Source organism: Flavobacterium enshiense (genome assembly GCF_022836875.1).
Taxonomy (GTDB): Bacteria; Bacteroidota; Bacteroidia; order Flavobacteriales; family Flavobacteriaceae; genus Flavobacterium; species Flavobacterium enshiense_A.
The window spans coordinates 2,751,385-2,776,539 of the sequence record NZ_CP090376.1 but is presented as its reverse complement, the minus strand read 5'-3'; the positions used below and the strand labels follow the sequence as shown (position 1 = coordinate 2,776,539).

Annotated in this window: 19 protein-coding genes; 13 read left to right on the top strand and 6 right to left on the bottom strand. The window is 32.8% G+C overall.

Annotated features, from left to right (window positions below; translation table 11 throughout):
* Nucleotides 1–48 precede the first annotated feature (48 nt).
* Nucleotides 49–798: a hypothetical protein gene (locus LZF87_RS12515; RefSeq protein ID WP_244339449.1), complete on the bottom strand. Its 750-nt coding sequence runs from the start codon at nucleotides 796–798 to the stop codon at nucleotides 49–51.
* A gap of 415 nt (nucleotides 799–1,213) precedes the next feature.
* Between LZF87_RS12515 and LZF87_RS12510 the strand changes: the two genes are divergently transcribed.
* From LZF87_RS12510 to LZF87_RS12455, 12 genes are all read left to right on the top strand, one after another.
* On the top strand, nucleotides 1,214–2,431 hold the full coding sequence (locus LZF87_RS12510) for a site-specific integrase (RefSeq protein ID WP_244339447.1): 1,218 nt from the start codon (nucleotides 1,214–1,216) through the stop codon (nucleotides 2,429–2,431).
* A 258-nt stretch (nucleotides 2,432–2,689) separates the two neighbouring features.
* The gene (locus tag LZF87_RS12505) at nucleotides 2,690–3,589 is read left to right on the top strand and encodes a hypothetical protein (protein ID WP_244339445.1); all 900 of its coding nucleotides are present in this window, start codon (nucleotides 2,690–2,692) and stop codon (nucleotides 3,587–3,589) included.
* Between the two features lie 89 nt (nucleotides 3,590–3,678).
* Nucleotides 3,679–3,957, top strand: coding sequence for a helix-turn-helix domain-containing protein (locus LZF87_RS12500; protein WP_244339443.1), 279 nt, complete (start codon nucleotides 3,679–3,681; stop codon nucleotides 3,955–3,957).
* A gap of 78 nt (nucleotides 3,958–4,035) precedes the next feature.
* The gene (locus LZF87_RS12495; RefSeq protein WP_244339440.1) at nucleotides 4,036–6,132 is read left to right on the top strand and encodes a VapE domain-containing protein; all 2,097 of its coding nucleotides are present in this window, start codon (nucleotides 4,036–4,038) and stop codon (nucleotides 6,130–6,132) included.
* A 421-nt stretch (nucleotides 6,133–6,553) separates the two neighbouring features.
* On the top strand, nucleotides 6,554–9,253 hold the full coding sequence (locus tag LZF87_RS12490; protein WP_244339438.1) for a DEAD/DEAH box helicase family protein: 2,700 nt from the start codon (nucleotides 6,554–6,556) through the stop codon (nucleotides 9,251–9,253).
* A gap of 185 nt (nucleotides 9,254–9,438) precedes the next feature.
* The gene (gene dinD, locus LZF87_RS12485; protein ID WP_244339436.1) at nucleotides 9,439–10,278 is read left to right on the top strand and encodes a DNA damage-inducible protein D; all 840 of its coding nucleotides are present in this window, start codon (nucleotides 9,439–9,441) and stop codon (nucleotides 10,276–10,278) included.
* The gene (locus LZF87_RS12480) at nucleotides 10,278–12,218 is read left to right on the top strand and encodes a site-specific DNA-methyltransferase (RefSeq protein WP_244339434.1); all 1,941 of its coding nucleotides are present in this window, start codon (nucleotides 10,278–10,280) and stop codon (nucleotides 12,216–12,218) included. Before dinD ends, LZF87_RS12480 begins: the two co-directional genes overlap by 1 nt.
* 9 nt (nucleotides 12,219–12,227) lie before the next feature.
* Nucleotides 12,228–14,111, top strand: coding sequence for an AAA family ATPase (locus tag LZF87_RS12475; protein WP_244339432.1), 1,884 nt, complete (start codon nucleotides 12,228–12,230; stop codon nucleotides 14,109–14,111).
* Nucleotides 14,077–15,936: a phosphotransferase gene (locus tag LZF87_RS12470; protein ID WP_244339430.1), complete on the top strand. Its 1,860-nt coding sequence runs from the start codon at nucleotides 14,077–14,079 to the stop codon at nucleotides 15,934–15,936. The genes LZF87_RS12475 and LZF87_RS12470 overlap by 35 nt, the downstream gene beginning before the upstream one ends.
* 51 nt (nucleotides 15,937–15,987) lie before the next feature.
* The gene (locus LZF87_RS12465) at nucleotides 15,988–19,392 is read left to right on the top strand and encodes a P-loop NTPase fold protein (RefSeq protein WP_244339428.1); all 3,405 of its coding nucleotides are present in this window, start codon (nucleotides 15,988–15,990) and stop codon (nucleotides 19,390–19,392) included.
* Between the two features lie 113 nt (nucleotides 19,393–19,505).
* On the top strand, nucleotides 19,506–19,847 hold the full coding sequence (locus LZF87_RS12460; protein WP_244339426.1) for an excisionase family DNA-binding protein: 342 nt from the start codon (nucleotides 19,506–19,508) through the stop codon (nucleotides 19,845–19,847).
* 1,241 nt (nucleotides 19,848–21,088) lie between these two features.
* A complete protein-coding gene (locus tag LZF87_RS12455) occupies nucleotides 21,089–21,511 on the top strand; it encodes a DUF6943 family protein (protein WP_244339424.1) in 423 nt (140 codons plus the stop codon).
* Between the two features lie 151 nt (nucleotides 21,512–21,662).
* Here the strand turns inward: LZF87_RS12455 and LZF87_RS12450 are convergent, their stop codons facing one another.
* The 3 genes from LZF87_RS12450 to LZF87_RS12440 all read right to left on the bottom strand — a co-directional run bounded on the left by LZF87_RS12450 (nucleotide 21,663) and on the right by LZF87_RS12440 (nucleotide 23,045).
* Nucleotides 21,663–21,917, bottom strand: a complete 255-nt coding sequence (locus LZF87_RS12450) for a hypothetical protein (protein ID WP_244339422.1) — start codon at nucleotides 21,915–21,917, stop codon at nucleotides 21,663–21,665.
* Nucleotides 21,907–22,170, bottom strand: a complete 264-nt coding sequence (locus tag LZF87_RS12445; protein ID WP_244339420.1) for a hypothetical protein — start codon at nucleotides 22,168–22,170, stop codon at nucleotides 21,907–21,909. The genes LZF87_RS12450 and LZF87_RS12445 overlap by 11 nt, the downstream gene beginning before the upstream one ends.
* A 71-nt stretch (nucleotides 22,171–22,241) precedes the next feature.
* Nucleotides 22,242–23,045: a hypothetical protein gene (locus LZF87_RS12440; RefSeq protein WP_244339418.1), complete on the bottom strand. Its 804-nt coding sequence runs from the start codon at nucleotides 23,043–23,045 to the stop codon at nucleotides 22,242–22,244.
* A 97-nt stretch (nucleotides 23,046–23,142) separates the two neighbouring features.
* Here LZF87_RS12440 and LZF87_RS12435 point away from each other — a divergent pair, with 97 nt between their 5' ends.
* Nucleotides 23,143–23,634 (top strand): thermonuclease family protein, encoded by a 492-nt coding sequence (locus LZF87_RS12435; protein ID WP_244339416.1) that lies wholly within the window; start codon nucleotides 23,143–23,145, stop codon nucleotides 23,632–23,634.
* Between the two features lie 111 nt (nucleotides 23,635–23,745).
* On the opposite strand, the gene LZF87_RS12430 is transcribed toward LZF87_RS12435, so the two are convergent.
* Both LZF87_RS12430 and LZF87_RS12425 read right to left on the bottom strand, forming a co-directional pair.
* Nucleotides 23,746–24,342, bottom strand: a complete 597-nt coding sequence (locus tag LZF87_RS12430) for a hypothetical protein (RefSeq protein ID WP_244339414.1) — start codon at nucleotides 24,340–24,342, stop codon at nucleotides 23,746–23,748.
* A 198-nt stretch (nucleotides 24,343–24,540) separates the two neighbouring features.
* Nucleotides 24,541–25,065 (bottom strand): hypothetical protein, encoded by a 525-nt coding sequence (locus tag LZF87_RS12425; RefSeq protein ID WP_244339412.1) that lies wholly within the window; start codon nucleotides 25,063–25,065, stop codon nucleotides 24,541–24,543.
* Nucleotides 25,066–25,155: the final 90 nt, after the last annotated feature.

Below are 25,155 nucleotides of genomic sequence, written 5' to 3'. Positions count from 1 at the left end.
AATCCCTAAACCCGCCATTGCAGAAAACCGCTGTTGTGTGCAGTAAGATTAGATATTATCTAAATACATTATTCTTGAATCTATGTCAATTTCGATTCCCAAGTTATCGAAATTTAATAATCCATCGTCTAACAATTTTCTCTCAATTGCTGATAGCATTAGTTGTGAAAAATTAAGTACACCGCGTATATAATTTTCTGTTCTTGGGTAGGCTTGTTTTGATCCTCCAATCGAGAAATTTATATTTTCTTTTTCATCATGATGAGTTGATAATAACATTGTCTGAAGAAAATTTCCGTGAACTGAAGCGGAAAATTCCTCGTAAGCAGTTTGCATCTCTTTTATGTATTGCTCAAAGACCTTTCCATGCTCTGGGTTTTTAATTTTTATGCGCTTTATTGCTTTATTTAAATGTGTTTGCTTTGGTGTAAAGGGAAGAAATTGATCATTTCCTTTATTAGTTGTAAAATATTCAAAAAATTCATCATCAAATGTCATCACTAAGAGATTAGTGATTTGCTCGAATTGAGTTCTTAATATAATTTGAAGTTGGAAATGCCATCCTCCAATAAATAGCTTTTTACAAATCAAAAAATTATTTGTAATAGCCGTAATATAACCTCTTAAATAGAGATTCTTTTTTGAAACTTCATCAGTTTCTAAACCAGAGAATAGACGGAAAAATTTTAGAGTGGTGTGATTGATTTGCTCAATAGTTTTATTGTGTAACGTATTAATATTTGAAATATTTTCATTTTCAATATCATCGAATCCTTCTATCGTAATTTTTACCTTCATGTTTTCTACTTATTGCACACAACGTCCCGCCGGCTTTGTGAAGTGGCGGAATTTTATTACTGATGTTTACAAATATACCGAAAAGTCTGAAAGTAAAAAGCTGAATGAAAAGAAGAAATAAAATCACCAAACCATTCCAAAAAATCACCAAGCCCCGCCATTTCACAAAACCGCTGTTATCTCTACTTTTAAACCGCAAGTTCCAAAATGCACTAAAAGTACCGTGTTTATTGACTTTGTAAAAAACGAAAGAACAAAGTAGTGCAACAAAAAGCATCAAAATACTTGTTTTGTTGTACCTAATGTTGTACCTTAGTATCACGTTGCACCCGTTTGAATAGTCAGTATTTACAATACTTTCACTCGTTTGCATCCCTTTACAAATATAGTACAACATTTTAATTTTTTGTATTTTATGGCATCCATCAAATTAGTATTACGCACCAATCAGAAAGACCAATCCGGTCACAGTCCTTTGTACATCCGACTTATAAAAGACAGAAAAGCGAAATTTATCACTACTGGAGTGAAGTTGAAAGAGAGTGAGTGGGATGAAGTAAAGCAGCGTGTAAAAAAGAATCATTCTCACAGCGCAAGGATGAACGCTAACCTTACACAAAAGATAGCCGATGCTGAAGCACAGGTAGCCGATATGGAACGTAAAGTTAAAACCGTTTCAAGCAAGAAGCTCAAAGAAGCCATTAAGGGAAAAGAAGTGCCTAACTTCTTTGAGTATGCCTACAAGCATTGTGAGAAAATCAGAGGTAATGTGTCGGTGGGAACTTATCGAAACTATTTAGTCTACCTGGAGAAGTTTGAAAAATGGGTAGGAAGTAAGGATGTCTTTTTCGATGATATCACTGTTTCCTTGCTTTTAAATTACATCGGTTACATGAGTAATACGTTGAAAAACGGACAAACCACACAACGTTATTCTGTAATGATTTTGGCAATTATGTTTAAGGAAGCTATTAAAGAAGATTTGATTCCGGAATACATGTATCCGTTTAGTAAATTGACATTGAAAAAAGACACCGCCAAGCGAATGTTTTTAAAGAAAGACCAAATCGAAAAACTAATCAATTCAGAAGTAAAAAAAGAATCTGCTGCTGAACTAGCAAAAGATATGTTTCTGTTTTCCATTTATGCCGGTGGTTTGCGTTTTGGCGATGTGGTCGAACTGCAATGGCATCATTTCAACGAAGAAGAAAGCCGTATTAAAAAACTCATTCGCAAAACCGATAGGGTACACCAATTCAAAATCGGTAAGGTAGCACTGGATATCATTCAGAAATACAAAAAGGAAAACGCACAGCCTAATGATTTCATTTTCCCAATACCCAAGAACGAAGTCTTATACTCCAAAAATGAAGAGTATCGTCACGAACTCATTGAGAAAGCAAATAAAGCCTGTAATTTTCAACTAAACCGCATCGGCAAGAAAATGGAATTGCCTTTTGCGTTGACATTCCATTTAAGCCGCCACACTTTTGCGACCAATGCGTTAAACAACGGAATGCGTATCGAACACGTTTCTAAACTTATGGATCATCAGGATATCAGCACGACTCAGATATACGCCAAAATCATCAGCGAAGAATTAGATAAAGCGGTTGATGAATTTATCTACTAAAATCTTAAAAAGTTGTGATACTAAAAATCCTAATGGCACGTTAATTGCAAAGTATTTTTTAAGTAGTTAAAATCTTACTGAAAAATTAGTAAAACATTATGAAATCCTTCGCAGAAGGATTTTTTTTAATTTTTATTTTCGCTGATAACTTACAAGTTAAGCTCTGAAAGACAAAAGCGAAATTTAGTAGAAAGCTACTTGCAAGACGAGTTAAAAGTACAAGCCACAAACAACAAATAACAGGAACATCAAAATTCTATGGAACACAGCTATCAAACCGCTTCCTTTTCAGAAATGATTTCGGAAACTTCCACAATAACCATTGCTTCAAATTTTGATATCATTCTTGACCAAAACAATACTTTACAGAACTATTGCGATACTTTAATGCGGAAAATATTTGAGCTTCCGCACACCGATTACCCGGCTTTTATCAGCTATCAAACCAATTTGGTCAAAGAACCTACGCTTTGGCTGAATCACTTTGAAGAACTGATTTCAAACAACGAAGATCAATTCAGCGGAAAGAAAAGTCTATGTCGTTATCATAAACTATTAAATCAAATTGAATTTAGGCGTAAAGAGCTGCAATCTACGAGCGTAAACGAAACTAAATCGAATACGCCAAAACGCTTAATAAATGCCGATTCTGAGGACCGTCATTTTTCCTTTTTTGAAGTAAAAGAACGGGTTGAAAAGATGGAGAAGTTCAATGATAAGATACTTTTCATAACGGAAGAAGTCTTCGACTACAAGCAAGCCGACATCATTTCAATCAACAAAAAACTGCAACCATTCGACGAACAATGTTGTCAACTCATTGAGAAACTGCATACCGTAAGAAAAATGAAAGCCGATTTCGAGAAAGAACAATCGGAAAACAACGAAACTAAAAATACCAATGCAAAACTTCAATTCAACGGAAACGTGAATCAGTTGGTTGATGTATTTTATCAACTCAATCGAGAATTATTTGTAGAGGGTAAATCTTTTCTGGAAGGTAATAGTTGTGACATTGCTAATATGATAGTTAATTCCTTCGTAGACAAAGAAGGAAACGAAATTAGTCCCCAAACCGTTGAAACCATACTCAAGCCGTCAAGAACGGACAAACGCCCCAAACCCCACAAACGAATAGACATCGACAAAATCCTGTAAAACAAAATAGTCCCGCGGGACTATTTTGGGACTTTAGGACTTTTTGCTACTTCACACATTTGCACCATAAACTTTTAAAAATTAAAGAAATGGATGCAATTATCTTAACAAAAGACCAGTACAACGAAATCCTAGCACGTTTAGATGCTATTTCGCACCAAATCAACACCAAGGCAGACCCAAAGAAAGAAACTTTCCTGGACAATCAGGAGTTTCTTTTATTGCTTAAAATTTCCAAACGTACCGCACAAACCTGGAGAGACGAAGGACGTATTTCGTTCAGTCAAGTCGGAAACAAAATCTACTACAAACTATCCGACGTAGAGAAGTTAATGGTCGAGCACTACAACAAAGCTTTTAAAAAGTAGCAGTATGAAGCAATGTAACGGAACCTGTGAAAGCTGTGACTGTAAACCAAAGGAAATCATAAACTCTAATGCAAAACCATGATAACTATATTCAAAAACTTCAACGAGGTAGTGGAACACAAAACCATTCACGACATCCTTCAGGAAATCAAAACCGGAAAGTACAAACCTGGCATCGTGTACCTAAGAAAATCGCTTACCGAAAACAAAATGGAAGCCTATGAGAAAGCCAAGAAGTCCCTTCCGGCTTTCACGCCTTCCGGCAAATTTGAAGGCGGTAGAAAAATGGAATTCCTAAAGGAATACTCCAATGTAATCATTCTTGATATTGACAAGTTGACTTCGGAAGCATTAAGCAAAGCAAAACATACTGCCAACCAAAGCGAATATACTTTGGCGAGTTTTATCAGTCCTTCCGGAAACGGACTGAAAATCTTAGTCAAAACCGACAACGAAAAAGCCAATCACAAAGAAACCTTTTTGTTGGTTCAGGCTCATTATGAAAACCTGTTAGGTTTAGAAATAGACAAATCCGGAAAGGATATCACCCGATTATGTTTCTATTCTTATGACGAGAATTTGTATCATAATCCTGAAGCGACTATATTCAAAAGTACTGATGAACAACCCTATCATGCTGAACTTGTCGAAGCATCTCAACAGGAAACCGAAACGACGACTGTGAGTAACTATGAAGCTGTCTACAATCACTGCGTAAAATTCACTGAAAAAAAAGTGCAATTCGTGAATGGTAGCCGAAACGTATTCGTACACCAACTTGCATGCAACCTAAACCGAAAAGCAGTGCCGTTGGAACTGGCTCTAAATTACATTCAAAACGATTTTGGTTACGACGAAAAAGAAGTAGCCCAAACCGTAAACAGTGCTTACGGAAATCTGCATGAATTTGGTAAAAGCGAAAAATTGGAATCAATTAAGAAAGAAAAGAAAAAGGATAACTTTTCAATAACAGACACAACTGAAGACGATGATGAAGACAAACCACGACCAACCCAAATCGACAAACTAGAAACCTTTTTATCCTGTAAATACGTCTTCCGGCACAACATTGTTTCCGGCAAGTTAGAGTTCCAATATTTTGGTAAAAAGAAGTGGAATGTTATGAACGATTTTATAGAAAATTCAATGCTTCGCGAATGTTTAAAAGGGAGAATCAAAACGAACCTATCTTCGTTACGAAATCTATTGTATTCTGATTTTTGCCCATTGTACAATCCCTTCGAGGATTACTTCAACAATTTACCCGAATACGATGAAAAAGAAGACTATATCACCCAATTAGCCGATACGATAAGTACAACAAAACAGGAACTATGGCAGCAATGCTTTAAAAAATGGTTGGTGGCAATGGTAGGTTGTGTATTGGATGAAAAAGTAATCAATCACACGGTAATTGTCTTCAGTGGAAAGCAAGGACTTGGAAAAACAACTTGGGTTGAAAAACTAATTCCAAAACCGTTAAAAGAGCATTTGTTTTCCGGAACCATAAACCCGAACAATAAAGATACTTTGGTACAACTTTCAGAATGCATGTTAATCAATTTGGACGAATTGGAAAACTTAAACCGTTCCGAAATCGGAAGCCTAAAAGAAATCATAACAAAAACCCAAATCCGAATGAGAAGAGCCTATGGTCACAACAATGAAACCATGCCAAGAAGAGCATCGTTCGCAGGAAGTGTGAACACCGCTCAGTTTCTGAACGATAGTACAGGTAGCAGGCGTTTCCTTTGTTTTGAAGTGGAAAATATCCAATACCAACACGAAGTAGATATTAATCTGGTCTATGCACAGGCTTTGAAATTGTTCAAAGAAGGATTCCGCTTTTGGTTCGATCAGGAAGAAATCAAATCCATTACAGCCAATAACGAACAATACCAACTCCGAAGTCCAGAAGAAGAATTACTGTTAACGTGGTTCGTGCCTTGCGAAAAAGAAGTCGCTAACAATTATTTAAACGCTTCCCAAATCGCTGCAAAACTGGCTGATAGGGCAAAGCTGAATATCAATGACGGAACAATAAACAAATTGGGTAAAGCATTAAAAAAGCACAATTTCCTACGACTAAAAAAGAACGGGATATTTGTCTATGCATTAATCGAAAATTCATACGAAGAAGTGGACATCCGAAACAAAGAAATAGCAGAGGAATAACTCTTCAAAAAAGCAGCTTTTAAATACTTCATTTTACACTCATTTCATAGGGTAAGGAGGGTAGGCAAAAAACGTTGAAACTTTTTTCGTTTTTTTTCAAAATTAAAAATCAGGTAATATAAGACTATTGCAATGCAAATCAGAACACTACTTGTTCCGGTTTGCATTGTTTTTAGCGATTAAATCCGTTTTTGATACGCTAAAAATATTTCATTATGTTTCCTATGAAAATTGCTTACCCTGCTTACCCTGTTTTAATTTCCCTTAAATACTTCATTTTGTTGATAACAACTAAACACTTTACGGTTTTCCTCATTTTACTTTCGATTGCTTTTTTGTATTATTGTAAATAATTACTCAAAAAGTAATTAGTAGAAGGAAAGTTCGATTAACACTATAAATAATCCTCCAAAAATTAAAGATGAATTTTAAACTTGAGAGCCTAAAATATCAGGAAACAGCCATACAGACCATTGTAAAAGTTTTTGAGGGAACAGAAAGAAATACTTTTGATAATGCTTGTTTTGAAGGGATTCGTTCTAATAGAACACGTTTGACTTTGGAAGAAGTTAAAAGCAACTTTCAAAGTGTTTTATTTGAAAATGGTATTACTGAAGAAGTGGCAAAGCTTTCAGAAGAAAATGATATTTGTGTAGAGATGGAAACAGGAACAGGAAAGACTCTTGTATACATTAAAACCATCTATGAACTTTTTAAACACTACGGGTTTACAAAATTTATAATTCTCGTACCATCGGTAGCCATTCGGCAAAATATTATCGGAACATTCAAATCATTTGACAAACAGCTTGAAGATATATACGGTTTTAAACCTAATGCTTTCGAATACGACAGTAAGAAACTTCAAAAAGTAACACAGTTTATCGAAGACCAACATCCGCAGGTAATGATTATGACATTGGCTTCATTCAATTCAGAAGACAAGATTCTTAATCAGGCGCAGCGTGAAGACCTGTTTAATAATATTCCGTTTATTGATGCAATTGGAAAAACGAATCCAATTATTTTCATGGATGAGCCACAGGAAGGTATGGATACTGATAACTCGATAAAACAAATTGCCAAACTAAATCCGTTATTCAAACTTCGTTATTCGGCAACCCATAAAGTTGTCAAAAATCTGGTTTACAGGCTAACCCCTTACGACAGTTACAAAGAAGGATTGGTTAAAAAAATTGAAGTACTAACGGTAACGGAGAAAAACGACGAAGCAACGCTAAAGATTGAATTATCAGAAATTCAAACCGGTAAAGGAGATCCAAAGATTAAACTTAAAGCTTGGCATTTCAATAATACAAATAGTAAGATTGATTTAAAAAATACAGCTTGGTTGAAAGAGGGAGATAATTTGGGAGATAAAACAAACAATCCAAGTTATCTGAAATATAAGATTTCACGAATAAATAAAAGCCTTAAAACAGGAAAGTGGACAGTAACATTTTCCAATGGAACTGAAATACTTGAAAAGCAAATATCAGGTAGTTTAGAAAACATTTGGGCATTGCAAATAGAGTGGTTAATCCATAGGCATTTTGCCAAATCTCAAAAATTGGTTGAGAAAAATATAAAATGCTTGTCATTGATTTTCATTGACAGAGTAGCTAATTATGTGGGTGAAACACCGGTAATTAAGAATTTGTTTGTTCAGAAATACAAAGCTATATTTCCGGAATATCACGGTGGAAGGATTCCTACTGATGAAGAAATTCAAGCAGTGCAAGGGTATTACTTTGCTCAAAAGGCAAGCGGGGAATATGCCGACAACGAAGGCGGTGTAAAAGAACAAAGCAAAATTTACGATTTGATATTAAAGGGAAAAGAAGAACTCTTAACCTTATCCAACCCGGTACAATTTGTTTTCTCGCACTCCGCTTTGGGTGTGGGTTGGGATAATCCCAATGTATTCAACATCGCTACATTAAACTCGACTTATTCCGAAATAAAAAAACGCCAGGAAATTGGGCGTGGTTTGCGTATTTGTGTAAATCAGGACGGACAAAGGGTGTACGATGCAGCAGATGTAGACGAAAACGAACGCATTAATCAACTGACCGTAATTCCTAATGAAACCTACGAAACTTTCGTAACACAATATCAGGAAGAAATCAAATCCATTTATGGTACGTCAAATGCTGGGGCAGGAATGACACATACACACAAAGGAGTTCCGGTAGATGAAGTAACCTTCAAGCGAAACCCTTCGAGTGAAATTGACAAAGCTTTTAGAAAGTACTGGACAGCATTGGCTAGAAAAACAGAATATACCATGTCTTTTAACGAAGATAATTTGGTAAGTGAATCAGTCGAGAGAATCAATAAAATTACGATTCCTGATTTTGTTATTGAAGCTTCAAGCTTTTTAATCAATGCAATAACCGAAGAAGGTAAAGACGATACATTTCAGGGTTCAGAGAATATCGTACAGAAAACAACGTTCACCCCTTTAGATTTAATTGAAGAATTAAGCGAAAATACAGGAGTGAGTTACAATACTTTGTTTAAGATTATTAGCCGTATGACGAATTTGAATCAAATGGTAAAAAACCCACCTCGATTCATTCATGAAGCATCGGTTATTATTCGGGATGTGGAATTAGATGAAATGATTCGTGGCTTGGATTATCAAATAACTGGTGAAAGTTACCCTTTTGATTTCAGTGATTTTGTGAAGAACATTTCCAATAAAGGCTATGTGGAAACACCTCACAAGGGCGTTTTTGATAAAATGTTGGTGGATAGTGATGTGGAACGGGATTTTTCATTAGATGCGGACAGAGATGCCGAAGTAGTTTGTTTTCTCAAATTACCAAGTTGGTATAAAATTAAAACGCCAATCGGAAACTACGAGCCTGATTTTGGGTTGGTTATGAAACGCAAAAGCTTAAAAACAGGAGATGAAAATGAGTTCTATTTTGTAATCGAAACAAAAGGGACTAATGATATTAATGATAAAAAAGCATTAACAGAAAGCGAAATATATAAAATACGTTGTGCTATGAAGCACTTCGAAAAGTTAGGATTAGAAGTAAAATACAAAGCACCGGTAAAAGAATACAGTTATTTTAAAACACAAGCAAATCAAGCCGTAAGTGCAACGTAACAAAACCGTATCAGTTTCCTGATAGCAGGAAGGTGATACAACAAGCATTTTTTTAATGAGATATAAAACCATATTCCCGACATCAGGAAAATGGTTCAGAATAATAAAAAATCTTTAATTCCATCGAATCCGATGGAATTAAGAAAATAAAGAATTGAGTAGAATATTTATAAGGCATTTTTAGTATGAAAAAGGAAGAAATTTTACAGTTGTTTCAACAATTTGAGGCGGTAGCATCAGAATTGGAAGGAGTTGAATGTTGGAGTGCTAGAGAAATTCAAAAATTACTGGGATATAGTAAATGGGAAAATTTCGAGAAAGTAATCAGGAAAGCTAAAGATGCATGTAGTAATGCAGGGGAAGATGCGAATAATCACTTTCCTGACATCAAGAAGGTGATAGAAGCAGGTAAAGGGGCGCAACATATTATAGATGATATTGCTTTAACTCGTTACGCCTGTTATCTAATTGCACAAAATGGAGATAGTCGTAAAGAAGAAATTGCTTTTGCTCAGAATTATTTTGCTGTGCAAACTCGCCGAGCGGAAGTTATAGAACAAAGATTATTAGAATCCGAAAGAGTAAAGGCAAGAGAAAAACTTTCGCAAACCGAAAAACAACTTTCTGGAATATTATATGAACGTGGTGTAGATAATATTGGTTTTGGAATTATTCGCTCAAAAGGAGACCAAGCATTGTTTAGATTAACAACAGTTCAATTAAAAAAGAAAATGGGTATGCCAGACAACAGACCCGTTGCCGATTTTCTACCAACTATTAGCATTAAAGCCAAAGACTTAGCTGCTGAAATGACAGGGCTTAATGTACAGAGCAAAGATTTAAAAGGGCAAAGTAAAATTGAAAGCGAACACATTGCTAATAATACAGCGGTTAGAAACATGCTAACACAAAGAGGGATTATACCTGAGAATTTACCGCCTGCTGAAGATGTTAAGAAAGTACAGCGAAAGTTGGATAGCGACGATAAAAAGATATTGAAAGATTCTAAAAAGAGAAAAAAATAATGGAAACCATTAACGATTATATGCCATTAAGTAACGATTGGAACAACGAGCGTTTGCAAAACTTAAAGCAAATGTTTCCGGATTGGTTTACAAGTGAAGGAAGTTTAAATATCGACGAAGTAAAAAAAGCAGTTAATCCTGATAGTGTTAACGAAACCGAGCGTTACGAATTCCGTTGGTTTGGCAAAAGCTTTGAAAAACGTAAGGCTTTTACACCAAGTAATGCAACTTTGATTTTTGATGAGGCAAGAAGTGTAAATCCGGAAACAAGTGAAAACCTGATTATCGAAGGCGAGAATCTTGAAGTATTAAAACTGTTAAGTGGTAGTTATCGTGAAAAAATCAAGTGCATTTACATAGACCCACCATACAATACAGGTAATGATTTTGTGTACAATGATAATTTTACCCAAGATAAAAAAGCCTATTGGGAAGAAGCAGAATATGTAGAAAATGGGATTGTTATTGATACCAATTCAGAAACAGATGGGCGCTACCATTCCAATTGGTTGAATATGATGTATTCACGTTTATTGGTTGCTAGACAATTGCTAAGTGATGATGGGATTATATTTATTTCAATTGATGATAACGAGGTTCATCATTTGAGAAAATTATGTGATGAAGTTTTTAATGAGGAAAATTTTATTGGCTGTATTGTAAGAACCACAGGACAAACAACAGGTCAAGATAGCGATGGTTTAGGTAGTTCTTTTGATTACCTTCTTGTATATTCTAAAAACACAGATAGAGCCCTAAATGGTCTGCCTTTGACTGAGCATGATTTGAAAAGGTTTGAAAATGAAGATGAAAAAGGAAAATATGCTTATGATCAAATGCGTAAAACAGGAAGTAATGACAAGAGAGAGGATAGACCTAACATGTATTATGCTATTTTAAACCCTGATGGTGAAGAATTGTTTCCAATTGGTCCCGGAGGATATGAAAGTCGATGGAGATTTGAAGAGAACACATATAACAGATTGGTTGATGAAGGTTTTATTCTTTGGAAAAAAACAAAAAAAGAAGATTCAGAAATATGGTGGCCTTATGTTAAGTACTATTTAGAAGGCAGAACAAAAAGACCCTCTCCATTATGGGATGATTTAGATGGAAATAAAAAGGCAGCACGAGATTTAAGAAGTTTGTTCGATGGAAAAAAAATATTTGATTTTCCCAAACCTGTCCAATTATTGGAGAGGATAATTTCGATTTCTTGCGATAAGGATGATGATATCATTTTGGACTTTTTCGGTGGTTCAGGTTCAACAGGACATGCAGTGCATTCTCTTAATGAGAAAGATGGAGGGAGTCGTAAATACATTTTAGTTCAAGTCCCTGAGAAAACAGATGAAAAGAGTGAAGCTTATAAAGAAGGATATAAAAAGATTAGTGACATTACAATCGAACGTAATAAACGAATTGTTGAGAAAATAATTAAAGTAAAAGCTGAAGAAAAGCCCGATTTATTTTCTGAGGATAAAAAAGCTGAAGAAAAAAAACAGGCTCTTAAAGGATTAGGCTTCAAAGTATTCAAATTACAAAAATCAAACTTCCCAAGAGTTGAGTTTGCACCAAGCCCGGAGTTATCTGATGCAGAGAATTTGGACGCTTTAAAAAAATACATTACAGAAAAAGAAAGCCAGTTAGTAAATGCCTTCAACAAAGAAGAACTATTAACCGAAATTCTGTTAAAAAATAACTTCTCTCTAAATTACAAAACCGAAGCGCAGCCGCAGTTCAAAAAGAACGAAATCGTCTTGGTTATGGATGAAGAAAAGGAAACGCTAATCTGTTTAGATGTAAGTATTGATTTAGATACCGTAGAGTATTTTAAAACCAACACAGACAAGAAATTCATTTGCCTAGAAAGAGCCTTGGACACCACCAAAAAATACAACCTGAAACATTATTTGGGAGATAAATTTAATGCGTTTTAAATTGAAGATATGAAAAAAATTAAATCATTAGAAATAAAAAATTCACCCTTTTTTGAGGATATGATTATCAAATTTGATGAAAGGATGAATTGTATTATGGGAGGTAGAGGAACAGGTAAATCTACTCTTTTATTTTTTTTAAAATCGGCTTTGAATGTTGATTCACAGAGAGGTGAAACAAACGATATACTTAAAAGTAATTTAAGTAATGGTGAAATTAATGTTGAAATCGAAGCAGCTGATGGTTCGATGTATAGAATCGTTAAAACGTTTAATGAAGAGCCGCAACCATTTAAGTATCCTAATTCTGAATTTGTATCACTAGGTAGAATTATCAATGAAATAGAGTGTGATTTTTATGAAACAAATATGATTGAGAAAATTGGGAGGACCCCAATTCAGAGATTAGAGCTGATTGATAAAAAAATTAATTTAGAAATAAAAGATTTAAAAAAACAAATTCGATCCTCTCAAATTGATTTAGATGAAAATGCGCAGGATATTAAAACTAAAAACAATCAAATTAAACAATTAAATAGTTCAATTCTTCAGTACGAAAATATTGAAGATGAGATTGAAGACTTTAGAAAAAATGAGCCAATAGATATTAATCATAAAGAGATAAAAGAATTCGAAAATGCTGATTTAAATGAGAAAAAGAGAACAGATGAAAAAAGATTTTTCCAAAAGACACTCGCATTATATCATGATTTAGAAAATAGATTAAGCTTAACAGAAAATGATTTAATAGAAAGTTATAAAAATTCAATATCTGACAATGAAGAATTTCTTAACAAAGGTTTTATTAATGAAGTAATTGATTTTACAAAAAAAAATAATGCTAAAATAGAGGAAAAACTTAATGAGGTAATTAAAATAATCAATGCTAATAAATCTACATTAATTGAAAAATATAGAGATGTATCGTTAATTCATGAAGGACAACAAGCTGACTTCATTAAACTTAAGCAAAAATTTGAAACAAATAGGGATTATTTTAATAGACTAAATATTCTAACAACTAGGAAAAAAGAAAAAGAATTATTATTGAAAGATGTTGTTGATATACAACTAAAAAAAGGTAGATTAATAAAAGAAAGAAAACAGTTAATAGAAAATCTAGATAATCTTAAAAATAAGATATATTCTCTAAGACTTTCAGCTATTAAAGATATTAATAATATTCTTCAAGGTGATGTTAAAATAACATTGAAGTTTTCTGGGATTGTAAATGAATTTGAAGACAAACTTAAAGAAGCTCTCAAAGGATCAGGGTTAAGATATAATGAGTTAGTTTCAAAAATTATAGAAACATTTAAACCAGATCAATTCGCAAAGGTTGTTCAAGAAAAGGATTTTAATACATTAAAACAAATAAGTGGTATTGATGAAATGCGTTCTATGGCTATAATAGATTCTCTTTTTGACTCTGAATATATTTATCAAATTGAAAGCATTTATTGTGAAGATTTACCGGATTTCAAGCTAAGAATTGAAGGAGATGTAATGATTATGGATAATTATAGGAATTCTGATGAGCTTTCTATGGGGCAAAGGTGTACAACTGTTTTACCAATAATTTTTGCAGTTTCAAATAATCCACTAATAATTGATCAACCGGAAGATAATTTGGATAATAAATATATTAGTTCAAAAATTCATGAAATTATTAAATCGCAAAAAAATGAAAGACAACTTATATTCATAACACATAATCCAAACATACCGGTTCTTTCAGATTCAGAATATAATTTATTTTTAAATTATGAGAATAAGAAGTCAAATCGTTTAATTGATGGTTCAATAAATGAGGTTAAAAATGAAATTATTACCATTTTAGAAGGTGGTAGAAAAGCTTTTGAAACAAGGAAAAACATCTATGGTGATGAGTAGGAGTGAAGAAGTACAGTTGTTTTATACTATGCTAGAAAAAGCCACTGAAAAAGGTGTGATAAATTATTCTCAAATTCAAGAAATAGAGTTTAAATTAAAGCAAATTCCAAATGATCAAAGGACTAATTATACCGAATTCGTTAATGTTTTTTTGCAAATATGTTTTGATAATAATATCACTACGGATATTGTAAAAATAGATTTTAGTTTAGTTGACTCTGAAAATGAAAAAAAACTTGTTTCTGAAGAAGTTATTGCTGAAAAAAAACAAATTGATTCAGTAATAATTACTTATAATGGCTTGCTTAAAAAAGTAGTTACAGTACTTAGGGATTATTTTGAAACATATAAAGGATATTTTTTAATAAGATTAGAAAATGATCCTTCAGGTGAATACGAGTTGGTTTTTTTATATGAAGAAAATTATTTCTACAATCCTCTAAAGAAGAAGGTAGAAAAAGAATTTGGGACTTCTAATTTTTTATTAATAGATGAGTTTCATAAAAGAACCCCAGATGAAGGTAAAAATTATATTTGTATTTTTCTTTTAATGTCTAAAATGAATGATGAAAGTAATTTAATTAAATTAAAATCAAAAATTTCTGATATTATAAGCCCTGATGTTTTCGAGACCTTTGAGAGTTATTCTTTGATTTTTGAAAAAGGAGATATTTTTAAAATTGAAAAAACGAATGTTCGAAGACATTTTATAAATGAAATAGAAACAACTTTAAGTACCTTCATTTCAAATACTAAAATAAATTTTGAAGAGGAAAAAATAATTAAAAAATTATGTGAATCTTTTAAAACACCTTTGATTTTTTATAGGCTTTTATCAGGGGGATTCAGTGGAGCAAAAGTTCTGGAGATTAGACCTAAAAAATCTAACACTTTTGAAAGTGAAAAAAAATACATAATTAAGTTTGGGTTAAATGAGGGTGAGAAATTAAAAAATGAAATTCAAAATTTTCATAAATACATAAACGGTTTTAAAGGTTTTTCAGAATATAATGCTTCTTATTCAGAAACATTAACTCACGAAGGTATTCTTTACAATTTTGCCATATCAGAAAAAGGATCAAATTCTTATCCTTTTAGTGAAATTATGAATGATAATTGTGATGGTTTAATTTTAAATAAAAAGGATATTATTAATGATTTATTTTCATTGGGGATATTTTATCATTGGAAATCGGAGTATGAAAATAAAATTCATAAAACAGTAAAAGAATTATATGAAAATTATATAGATGAAGAAAAAATATTTGCCAAGATTTCAGAAATATTAAATATTAATAATGAAGAAGTCTTTGGTAATGAATTATGTCAGAATTTTAATAAAATATGGTCTTATAAATTAAGCTGTAATGAGAAAGTATGTCATGGTGATTTACACACAGAGAATTTTTTCATTGACAATGAAAAAAATATTTATTTAATAGATTTTGGTTACACAGATTACGGACATTCTTTAGTTGATTTTACTTCTCTAGAATGCTCTGTCAAGTTTAAACACATACCCAGATATATTCCTTTGGATGAATTATTACAGATTGAAGAAGAACTATTAAATGATAGTACTTTTCAACAAAGTTATAATTTCTCAAATAATAGAGAAAAGCTGCAAGAGATATTGGGGATTATTACAAATATTAGATACTGTTCAAGCTCTGATTTTATAAATCCAAATGAGTCTATTGAATATTTTATATCATTATTTATTATGACATTTAGACAAATTCAATATAAGGATATGAATCAATTATATGCTTATCATTCTGCACTAATGTTAAGTAAAAAAATAACTCATAATTTAGGATTGTGAAAATTTATTAGAGTTTTTGATGATATAATGAGTTAATTAATAATACAGTAAATGAGCACAAATTACAATTACAAAATTCTAAGAGAAGAGGTAGAAGTTACAGATTTTTATGAAGAGCAAACTCATGAAAATATTAAGTGCTCGTTATTGAATTTAATCAAAAATGAGGATGAGGGGATAACTATTGGCTTATCAGGTCCTTGGGGTTCAGGTAAGTCAACAATTATAAACCTTCTCAAAAATGATAAACAGAATAAGGATAATTTTTGTTTTTTTTATTTTGATGCCTGGGCTCACGAAGGTGACCCTTTAAGAAGGATATTTTTAGAAAGTCTGATAAACTCTTTTAAAGAAAATGGGAATGATGAAGATATAATAAAAGAACTTGAGGAAAAGAGAAAAATTATATCGAGAGAAAAAAGAGTAAAAACCACTGATATAACAAGAAGCACTACAAAGTTAGGTTTGTTGTTGACTGTTGCAATGTTCTTTTTTACAATTGGTGTAGCTTTACTTTCTGCGGTTAGTTATGATAATGTTACTTTAAAATTAGGTGGTTCTGTAAACAGTGCTCTACTAGTAGGTATTATTTTTTCACTTTCTCCTTTTGCCGTGCTGTTATATAATTATAATCTGTTAAGAAAAGATAAATCAAAGCTAAAGGATTTAAATAATTGGGCTTTTTTGCAAAATAATTCTAAGGAGACAATTACCGAAGATGTTGTTGGGGATGATGAAAGAAGTTCAATTGAATTTGAAAAATATTTTAAAGAAATTTTGGAGATATATAATGCTCAAAAAAAGAGAAAAATAGTTATTGTTTTAGATAATCTTGACAGGGTTGATGCAGATGTTTCCCTAAGAATTTGGTCAACATTGCAAACTTTTATTCAACATAAAAACCCAGCTTCAAAGGATTACGATACTTTTAAAAATGTCTTCACAATAATACCTTATGATGAACAGAGTTTAAAGAAAATTTGGGAAAATTATACTGAAAATCAAGATGGTTCGAGAAGTATTGATAATAAGTTTTCCAGCTCATTTTTTGACAAAAGTTTTCAAGTTAGGATTGATGTCCCCAAACCAATCATTTCAAATTGGTTAGATTTTATACAGAAGATGGTTGACAAAAGCTTTTCGGAGTGGAATAAAACCGATAAAGATGTTGTCATTGAGGTAATTGAGAAAACAAGAAAAGATATTTTAGATAATCCCAAACCACGAGAGATAAAAACATACATAAATCAGGTAGGTTTTCTAAGAAATCATATTTCAGAACAAATTTCTACTAAAAGTATTGCGTTTTATGTTTACAAGAGATACTTACAAGGTAATTCCAACGATGAAATAGCTAGTTATTTAATTGATAGGTCAAAAATTTCAAATGAAGAAGTAAACCTAATTGATGAAAATACAATTCTAGAGCTTGCTGCTATAATTTATGGTGTTAGTAAAGAACAAGGTTCACAAATATTATTAACTCCAAAAATTCTGGAGGCTTTGAATAATAATAACCCGGAATTATTAAAGGATTTGATTTCAAATTTCAATACAGTATTTTGGTCTATTTTTAAAAATAAAATTACAAACACCGATAAATTACGAGATTATTTAAGGTATTGTACACCAATCAATAAATGTTTTGAAAATTATGATGTGAATATTAATAATAATTTTATTCCTTCTTTATGCCAATATTTGAGTAAGGAAAAAGAACATAATTATCTATTCAATAAGAATTTTGTACAAGATATCAAAAGTACTTCTGATTTATTTAAAAAGTTCTCTAAAGATGTTAGTATTGAACATGTTTGGTCTTTTTTTATTAGCGTTTATGAATATCAGGAAAATAAAAATGAAGCTTCAGAGACCTTAAATGACCAGAGAAATAAATTTTTTATCGAGACATTAAACCACATTTCTCAGACTACACTAATAAACTTTAAAGTTAAAGTATTAAATATAAAATTTGAAAATTGGAGAGATTTAAGTGAGTATAGTGATTTTTCAAATATTTCAAACTTTTTGCTTCCCTCTCAACAAAATATTGCTGAAACTGCAAATCAGATAAATCCAGGACACAGTATTCCTCATAATGTATACTCTCTGATAAACAATTATATTCAACATGAGTCTTTAAATCTTGATCCAATATTATTAAACTTGAAAAATCATTTTTCTTGGAATTATGGCAATCAAAGTGGAAATGTTTTTAATTTTCAATCAATTGAATTATTTGAAAACATCTTTTATAATTACAAAAACCATGATTTTTCAGAATTCTTAAAATTGCCTCAATTTTATTCTGTCTGTTGTTCTACATTGCCTGAAAATGAAAAAGATATTAGTATTATAGCCACTTTATGTGCTGTATATTTTAAAGAGAAAGTTATCCATTTGACTGATGAAATTTCCCAAGAAAATTATCAGGCAAATAATATGATTAATAATATTCATGATTATTGGAAAAATTCTGATGGAGAAAATGCAAAGCGTTCTTATGAAATTTTGAAGAAAAATAATTTATTGAAAATCGTATGGGAATTAAGTTCTGATGCTAACAACATTCTGTGTTGTGATATAATAGACTTGATGGTTTCAAATGATGATGGTGATGCGTTCAATATTGAGAATCCTTTTAATGTTTTAATAAGAGTTCAGGATATTGAAAAAAAAGGGTTTAATATTTCTAATCTCATTACAAAATTCTTTGAGTATTCTAAATTAGAGGATGATGTTTTAATGATTGAGGATTTAAATTTGAGTTCAAATGATTATGTGATTTATAAAATTATAACTTCGAATAAGTCAGATAGAATACTTCGAAAAATCGAAAGTGAATTAAAAAAACTCGATGTTGAAGTTTTAAAAGAATCGTTATCTGTAAATGATTATTTATTTGATATTTTACTAAAAGTAAAAGAGTATAACAATCAGTTTTTCTTGGATAAATTAAACGATGCCTTATATGGATTCGTTTGTGGTTCTTTTTTTAAAAACAGCCCAATGCATAGCCTTAAAGATTGGCAAATAGAAAACTGGTCTAAAATTATTAAGCTACTGGAAGCTACTCATTATGATAATTTTTGTAAAAGGATAACTAAATTAATTGTTGATGAAAAGGAAAATTTAGAGGGAAGTTTTTTTGAATTAAATAACGAATTTATTAATAAGCAGTTCTTAATTGAATTGATTAATAAGGAAAAAGATATATTCACTCTTTATATTCAAGAAGCTTTGCAAGAACCGTCTAACATTGATAAATTAATATTTATAGAAAAATTATTTACCCTAGATAATGAGAAAAAAATAAAATTTGATAAAGGCTTTAAGGAGCTAATCAGGGATTATGTTTTTAGAATAAATACTGAAGACAATTCTGAAGAACTAATCAGAATATCTTCAATAATTGCTAAAAGGTTTTCCATTAATTTAGAGAAAGTGAAAGAATAAGCCTCTTGGTATTCTTAAAATTATCTCATTCAGCTGCACAAAAACCGTCTTTAGTCCAAGTATTCCTAAAGCCGGTTCTTTGTTTGCTTCATTTCGCTAATTTTAGGTAAAAAATGGAAAATCCTTTTGAACTTATTTTAGAAAGACTCGACAGAATTGAAAGAGCGATTGAAAGAATCAAAATTCCAGAGCAAAGACTACCAGTAAATGAATTAATGGATTTAAAAGAAGTTACGGCATATTTAAAAAGTTCGTCGTCGGCTATTTATAAACTAACATCTTCAAACGGAATACCACATTACAAGAACGGTAGAAAGGTATGTTTCAAGAAATCGGAAATCGATGATTGGGTATTTTCCAAACGGATAAAAACAATGGATGAAATAGAGGCTGAAGCAATGGAATACATCAGGAACAGTCCAAGATTTATTTCTTTAAGCAAACAGAAAAAGTAGCATTGTAAATAAAAACAACTGCTGTTACCGGTAGTTTTGTGCAATTCGGGTGCTTGGGTAATGGGGTATGTTGGTTTTGTGTTTGTTATGGTAAAAGATAAAGAGAAATCAAAAGGCATACTCATCCCAAACTTCACAAAGCCAGCCGGGAACAACAATTGTAACCCCCTGCACATAACACCTTCTTCCTTAAAAATCTCGACCGTCCACCTCACACGATTGTCGGTGGCTCCAGGGCAACATGTTTGGTAGCTTCCATCGCATCACCCGGCTACCAAAAATACCGCCCTTCACCACCGCCTTTAACAAGCGTCGTTTTTCAGAAGGAATTTTTAGGCAAAATTCATTTCAGAAGAAGTTTCCGTTTCCTGTTTTTAGCTTCTTTGTGTTTAAAGCGGTAGTAATAGTTTTGGCTTTGTAAGTGCTGTCCATTTTTCATAACACTATCCACAGTAAACTGAGCCTGCGACTTTCAACTCCAGTAAGCAGCACCCACAAAACCAAAAGCACCCCGCATAAGTATTGTTTCCTTATTTGTCAGTAGCATTGCCGTAATTGGTTTCACGCCAGCTCAATGCCTTACCATTCCATAACTAGGACCTCTTATTTATTTCTCACATTTCACTATTCACTTGTAAAGGCATCAAGCCGGCATAAAACCAATCAGAAGACCTTTCGTTTACAAATAAGGAAACAATACCCATGCTTCCGCTACTGCCACCGCACTATGAATGGTTTATAGTTGTTTTTTGGAGATGCCTTGCGTTTTCAGAACACCTCTTGTAATTTCCTTTTCATAAGTAGCCGTAGGCATCCCCAAAAATCAAACCCTAAGAAAGAGTATCAAATTTCGGTTCAGGTTGAAAGCATTTGTATTTGTTTCCTTTTTGGTATTTCAACCTGCCCCAAAATTCGATACCCTTTCAAGACCCCTGCCACATTGATACACGCCTTTGATTAGTAGTAAAAACACCTGATAGTTTTTCAGTTGAAACAATTCGGATATCAAAACAAAAAAGAAAAAAAAAGAAGGCAAAGTTTAGTTCCGGTTTTCAGAAAAGCAAGTTCAAGCCCTACGGGTTTCGGATAAAATCTCCACCCTATCGGGTAGTATTTTATCCGAAAAACTTGCTTTTCTGAAACCCTCCACTTGGCGGGATGGCTTTCTTTTTTTCTCTTTTTTCTTTTGAAGTAATTGTTGTGCGAGGCAAGGTCCGAGCATAACCCAAACATCCGGAGCCATGACAAACTACATTGTTAAAACCCACAGAAACGGCACTATTTACGCCAAACCACACGTATTCATCCTAAACAAAGGGATGAACAGCGGAAAGCCACAGAAAGCACCATTTACAAACAGCTTCGTAATTATCTTCTCAAACGAAGAGGATTGCGAAACGGTCTTCTGGATTGCGTTCAGCTTATGGAAGTCAAAATTTTGGCATATGTACCTTCGCGGTTCAGTCATTCCCTTTGTAAATCTGTACGATTTCAAAAAAGAGTTTTTCCCAAAAGTCACCCGATTAATCCAGGACCACGAGCAGCACCAAAAAAACATGCAGGCACTCAAACTCTTGGAACAGAAAGAAAAGCAATTCCAAGAAAACATAAATCTCATAAATGATTTACGAAAAACGATTTTATATCGCTATTACAAAGGATAATTCATTTGCTTGCGCTTCTATTCAGAGTAAACCAACGCATAACAGCAATATAAACGCACCAATTAAATAAAACGGTGAAAGGCAAAGCATTTGCCCATAGAAACGAAAAAAGCCCCGAATTTCGGAGCTCTTCATTTTTGATTGATACCGGTTAGATTACTTTTTCCGGTTCTGTTTTCTGTTCTTCTTCAGATTTTACAGCAGTTTGGGAAACTGCGGAAATTATACCGCCACCCAAAACCAAATATCCGGCAGCCGTGACCAGTCCGGCTGGCAAAGCTATTGGTGCAGCAATGATACTCCCGCCAACAGTTGCCAAAGCAAGCCCGATAGTGCGTAATACTTTGAACCATTTTGGAGTTGGTGCCTGAACTCTTTCCACAACATTCATTTTTCTATTTTTCATGATCTTGACTTTTTAAAAGTGATAGTTCTATTGTTTGTACTCTTTTTTCTAGGTATTCTACTTTTTGGTTGAGTAAATCGTTTCCGCTTTTAAACTCCGATTTGATGATTAAAGCCATTGTTTTGACTTCGACCAAATCTTTCTCCATTCTTTTGAAATCGGTGTGTAGTTGCTTAATAAAGTATGCCACAACCGAAAGCAGTAAGCTGATAAGTGTTCCAAAAAGTACTGTGAGGTTATTTACATTTTCCATCGCAAAATTGAAAGATTAGGTGTGAAACAAAAAATCCCTCAGACTAGCCGAGGGATTTGTCTTAACCTTTTTTAGAAAGCATCCTGTACTTTCAAACAGTTGCCGGTAGCAAACAAGTAGAAATTTGGTCCTACTTGTTGGTAGAACTCAATTCCGATACACTGTAAAACCGTTACGTTGGCAGTCGGAACCGTTCCGGCAGGTAGGGCAGCAGTAACCGTTGTAGCCGGAGCAGCTGCATACAAGTCCAAGAATCCGCTGAACTGTACATCGCTCACTTCATTCAGTGGCGCATCCATCGGCTCGTAACTGTTAGTAGTTGCATTGTACTCAAAGTCACTCACAACAGAAATTGTGTTGATTAAGCGGAAATGAGTAGAACCAGCAGGAGCATTCACCAGGTTAGCAGGATTAAAAGCTGGGATTACAAAATCCGCTGAATCTCTTCCCGCGTCATGTGTTACTGTGAATGGAGCATTGAAAATACCATTCAAGGAAGTGTTTTTGTCAAACTCAAACCCGATGAGGTAATTTCTCTGAGAACTGATTTCAATTTTTCGGTACCCTCTGGCTTCGGTTTGGTCTTCCAAATTGATTTTTTTCATGATAGCGGTCAAACGTCCTGCGACCTGAGTGTCGGACATTTGCTTCATTAATTGAGAAAGTCCGGTTCGAACCGATTTCCCTGCTTTGGCGCAAGCGCCAAATTCGTTCATGTTCTCACGAGTTCTTTCAAACTCTGGAGCAGTTAAAACTTGCTCCCCTGAAGGACCGCCAACCATTCCGGCAAAGTAGCCTTCTTGTCCTTTAATTTTGAAGTGACGAACATCTCCTAGAGTTCCCACATACTTTAAAACGCCTTTCTGTCTAGCCATTTTCTTTAGATTTAAATTGTTATTAATAAGATTAAACTGATAAGTCAAAGTTCAATTATTATCTTTGAAATGTCAATACTTAAATAACTGTAAATCAATGCAATACAGCGCAAAAGCACCGTACACAGTGGAAACCCACTGGCAAATTGACGAAGTCCTTGACGGAGACAGCATCATCATTTGCAATCAATTCACCCAAAAGAGAAAAGAAATCCGATTATATGGTTTAGATGCACCGGAAGTGAAGTTAAACCGCAAGATGATTGAGGACGAAGAGAAAAGCCATTTGCCGGCTCATTATTTACTTCAATTAGGTTTGCAATCCTTACACTTCGTTTTGTCGGTTGCACCGCCTAAAACGGCTGTAACGATTATTACTGAACAGGATAACTATTATGACTATTGGAATAGGCAATTAGGTTATGTAATTCTTCCAGGAGGGGAATGTTTAAATGATTTGCTTTTGATTAATGGGTATGCAAAAGCAGTACAACAGTACTACTGCGGTAGGTTGGCAGAGTTCCAAGAACTAAACCGGCAAGCACAGCTCAATAGAGTGGGGCTTTACAGGGATTTAAAAGTATTCTGATTTGTTGTACCTATGTTGTACTAATGAAGATTAAAAAGGTAAGAATAGTAGTAAAATAAGGTGGTTACAGGCGCATTGACACTAAACCGCTGTTAGCAGCTGTATCTTATTTTAATATTCTGACTCAAATTTTGAGTAATCGTTTATGATATAACTTGCATTTTTCGATTTCCAAAATTCATTATTGAGTTCAAAATCTGAGATTGGTAACGATACTGATTCAAAATTATAGTAGTTTTTCTTTTTATCAAGTATTTTGCAATTACATATTTTAGTTTTAATAGGTATTGCAGATATTGTTACTGTTTCATTGCGACCATTTTCCCATTTCTTTTTGATGGTTTGAATTTTTTTTGCGTTGCTTTTTAAAAACTCTCGAAATATCTTTTGTTTATTTTCAAATTCTTTTGTGAATTCAAATTTGGATTCAGTTGTAAATGTATAGAAATTAGAAGCTTTTCCCATACAACAATCATCGTAAGCATTGCTTGTATAGAATAGATTTAGAAATAGAGGTGAGAAATCAAATTCGAACTTATCATTTAGTTTATCTGATTCAGCAATCCAATATGAGAATCTTCCTGGATGTAAATTATCATTTTGTTTGACATCGAAAATTAATACGATATAATTTTTTTCAACAAGATTTTGAGTAAATCCAGATGTATTAATCATTATTAAAAATATGAGTAAAAAATATCTTTTCACTGAATTTGGTTTTTGCGTTTAGTTTTTTTGATATAGCTGCTAACGTCCCGCCGGCTTTGTGTCAGGCGGGGATTTTTATTACTGACGCTTACAAATATACCGAAAAGTATGAAAGAAAAAGCTTCAAAATGAAGAAGAAAATGCAAACACTTACCATTACCGATAAATCCCCAAAACCCCGCTTGCACAAAACCGCTGTTAGCTGCTGGTTTTGATTTTACTCTCTACAAGTTCTATAATTTTCTCATAGTTTTCCTTACCAATTTCTATTTTCCCGAAGATAAATGGTTTGTCTGTTTTTGTGAATAAAAATATTGTTTCATCAATAATTTTATATGCCGCAAAATCTTTCCACTCCAAATTAAAATCGCCTTGGAAATCTGAATATTTAAATGAATTATCAAAAAATTCCCAAGTAGAAATTGGATTTTTATTGTAAAGATTTATTGTTTCTTGTTTTTCTTTATTGAGTCTTTTTAAAAGAGATTTTCGCTTGAAAAATTTGACATAGTATGGAATAAGATTTCCAAAGGCAAAACATAATAATGCAAATGCAAAGAAATTTGGTTTATTGTAAAGTAAAATTAAGCTAACAAAAAGTAAAGCGAATCCAATATAATTTGACTTTTTATAATAAGTAATTTCGTTACTATATGCTATGTCATAAAGTAGTTGTAATTGTTTTGTATAAATTTCTTCGTTGAATTTAATTTCAAATTTCATTTCGATTCCATTTCGTCGAGTAAACTAGCAGCTAACGTCCCGCCGGCTTTATGAAGTGGCGGATTTTTTATTACTGATGTTTACAAATAT

Coding starts and splice junctions, on each gene's coding strand:
- LZF87_RS12450 (WP_244339422.1), bottom strand. CDS start 21,917: ATGAAAAATAGAAAAATGAATGTTGTGGAAAGAGTTCAGGCACCAACT.
- LZF87_RS12510 (WP_244339447.1), top strand. CDS start 1,214: ATGGCATCCATCAAATTAGTATTACGCACCAATCAGAAAGACCAATCC.
- LZF87_RS12445 (WP_244339420.1), bottom strand. CDS start 22,170: ATGGAAAATGTAAATAACCTCACAGTACTTTTTGGAACACTTATCAGC.
- LZF87_RS12480 (WP_244339434.1), top strand. CDS start 10,278: ATGGAAACCATTAACGATTATATGCCATTAAGTAACGATTGGAACAAC.
- LZF87_RS12500 (WP_244339443.1), top strand. CDS start 3,679: ATGGATGCAATTATCTTAACAAAAGACCAGTACAACGAAATCCTAGCA.
- LZF87_RS12505 (WP_244339445.1), top strand. CDS start 2,690: ATGGAACACAGCTATCAAACCGCTTCCTTTTCAGAAATGATTTCGGAA.
- LZF87_RS12465 (WP_244339428.1), top strand. CDS start 15,988: ATGAGCACAAATTACAATTACAAAATTCTAAGAGAAGAGGTAGAAGTT.
- LZF87_RS12425 (WP_244339412.1), bottom strand. CDS start 25,065: ATGAAATTTGAAATTAAATTCAACGAAGAAATTTATACAAAACAATTA.
- LZF87_RS12515 (WP_244339449.1), bottom strand. CDS start 798: ATGAAGGTAAAAATTACGATAGAAGGATTCGATGATATTGAAAATGAA.
- dinD (WP_244339436.1), top strand. CDS start 9,439: ATGAAAAAGGAAGAAATTTTACAGTTGTTTCAACAATTTGAGGCGGTA.
- LZF87_RS12475 (WP_244339432.1), top strand. CDS start 12,228: ATGAAAAAAATTAAATCATTAGAAATAAAAAATTCACCCTTTTTTGAG.
- LZF87_RS12460 (WP_244339426.1), top strand. CDS start 19,506: ATGGAAAATCCTTTTGAACTTATTTTAGAAAGACTCGACAGAATTGAA.
- LZF87_RS12435 (WP_244339416.1), top strand. CDS start 23,143: ATGCAATACAGCGCAAAAGCACCGTACACAGTGGAAACCCACTGGCAA.
- LZF87_RS12495 (WP_244339440.1), top strand. CDS start 4,036: ATGATAACTATATTCAAAAACTTCAACGAGGTAGTGGAACACAAAACC.
- LZF87_RS12490 (WP_244339438.1), top strand. CDS start 6,554: ATGAATTTTAAACTTGAGAGCCTAAAATATCAGGAAACAGCCATACAG.
- LZF87_RS12440 (WP_244339418.1), bottom strand. CDS start 23,045: ATGGCTAGACAGAAAGGCGTTTTAAAGTATGTGGGAACTCTAGGAGAT.
- LZF87_RS12455 (WP_244339424.1), top strand. CDS start 21,089: ATGACAAACTACATTGTTAAAACCCACAGAAACGGCACTATTTACGCC.